The 1,457-nt window shown below is 76.7% G+C and carries 1 protein-coding gene; it reads left to right on the top strand.

All coding sequences use genetic code 11. The features are described from left to right. Nucleotides 1-1,457, top strand: a 1,457-nt coding sequence (locus tag ABD317_RS36840) for a polyketide synthase dehydratase domain-containing protein (protein ID WP_344296413.1), incomplete at both ends; no start/stop codon positions are given.

Below are 1,457 nucleotides of genomic sequence, written 5' to 3'. Positions count from 1 at the left end.
CGGCGCCACCCACCTCGAAGAACTGACCCTCCACGCCCCGCTGACGCTCGGCGAGACCGGCGCCCGCGACCTCCAGGTCACCGCCGGCCCGCACCCCGACGCGGACGGCTGGCAGGTGACGATCCACTCCCGCCCCCACGCGGGCGACGACGCCGAGCCCGAGCCGTGGACCTGCCACGCCACGGGCACTCTCACCGCCGAGCCGGCGACGCCGGCCGAGCCGCTGGCCCAGTGGCCGCCGGCGGGCGCGCAGACGCTCGACGTGTCCGAGATCTACCCCCGGCTGGCCGCCGGCGGTTACGAGTACGGGCCCGCGTTCCGCGGGGTCACGGCGGCGTGGGCGCAGCCCGACGGCACCCTGCACGCCGAGATCGCCCTGCCCGAGGACACCGACCCCGACGGGCACACCATCCACCCCGCCCTCCTCGACGCCGCCCTCCACCCCCTGGCCGCCCACGGCGGCGCCAAGGCCGGGGCGGACGCGGCGGCGGACGCGCAGGTGCGGCTGCCGTTCGCGTGGACCGGCGTCTCCGTCCACGCCACCGGCGCGACGCACCTCCGCGCGACGATCACCCCCACCGGCGACGAGGGCCACGACCTCGCGCTCCGCGCGTGGGATCCCACCGGCGCCCCCGTGGCCACCATCGGGGCCCTCAACACCAGGGCCGTCGACGCTTCGGCGCTGACCGGCGGCGCCGACACCGACGCAGCGACCCGCAACAGCCTCTTCCGCCTCTCCTGGAGCCCCGCGCAGACGGAGCAGGACGAGCACGCGGAGCTGGATCGGTACGACGTGTACGTCGCCGCGCCCGCCGACGAGGACACCCCGGCCGCGGCCCACGCCGCGACCGAGGCGCTGCTCGGCCACGTACAGAACTGGCTGGCCGACAACGACCAGACCGACCGCCTGCTGGCGGTCGTCACCCACCGGGCCGTCGCCACCCATCCGGCCGAGGACGTCCATCTCGCCCACGCACCGCTCTGGGGCCTGCTCCGCAGCGCCCAGAACGAGAACCCCGACCGCATCCGCGTCGTGGACACCGACGCGACCGGCATCGACCCGCACGCCGGCGCCGCCGACGTCCCGTACCTCGCCGACGCGCTGGCCACCGGAGAGCCCCAGGTCGCTGTCCGCGGCGGCCAGGTGCTGGCCGCGCGCCTCGTGCGTGCGACGGGTGCGGACAGCGGGGTGCTGGACGTACCGGAAGGCACGTGGAAGCTGGCGAGCGACGGCGACGGCACGCTGGAGGCGCTCGCCTGCCGGCCCGCCCCCGAGTGGGACGCGCCGCTGACCGGCGGGCAGGTGCGCGTACAGCTGCACGCGGTCGGGCTGAACTTCCGCGACACGCTCATCGCCCTGGGCATGTACCCCGGCGACGCCCCCCTGGGTAGCGAGGGCGCTGGCGTGGTGACCGAGGTCGGCGGCGACGTCACGAGCGTCGCGGTCGGCGACCGCG

Source organism: Streptomyces synnematoformans, assembly GCF_039531005.1.
Classification (GTDB): Bacteria; Actinomycetota; Actinomycetes; order Streptomycetales; family Streptomycetaceae; genus Streptomyces; species Streptomyces synnematoformans.
The sequence above is the reverse complement of the archived record's forward strand: the minus strand, read 5'-3'. Positions and strand labels throughout refer to the sequence as shown.